Source organism: Methylorubrum sp. POS3 (assembly GCF_043352485.1).
GTDB lineage: Bacteria > Pseudomonadota > Alphaproteobacteria > Rhizobiales > Beijerinckiaceae > Methylobacterium > Methylobacterium suomiense.
Genome location: NZ_JAPRBT010000038.1, coordinates 1 through 254, shown reverse-complemented (window position 1 = coordinate 254; position 254 = coordinate 1). Strand labels below are relative to the sequence as shown.

Here is a 254-nt window from a genome sequence, read left to right as displayed (position 1 = left end):
TCTCGATTACCAACGTGACGCGCGTGATGAGTTCGGCCGCCGCGCTCCACGACGACCTCATCGGCGCGCGGCTGATCCGGACCCGCACCTATGCCCAGTTCCTCGACGGCGGGCCGACCCCGGATCCGCAGGCGGCCTACGCCCAGGACATCTACGTGTTCGACCGGAAGACGGCGCACACCAAGCGGGCGATCACCTGGACGCTCGCCGCGGCGATGGACCAGGAGGGGGTGATGCTGCCCGGGCGGCTCATC

The 254-nt window shown here is 69.7% G+C and carries 1 pseudogene; it reads left to right on the top strand.

Annotated elements, in window-relative coordinates:
- Window positions 1–14: 14 nt before the first annotated feature.
- Window positions 15–254, top strand: a pseudogene (locus OWC43_RS23415) (phage minor tail protein L); the annotation flags it as partial.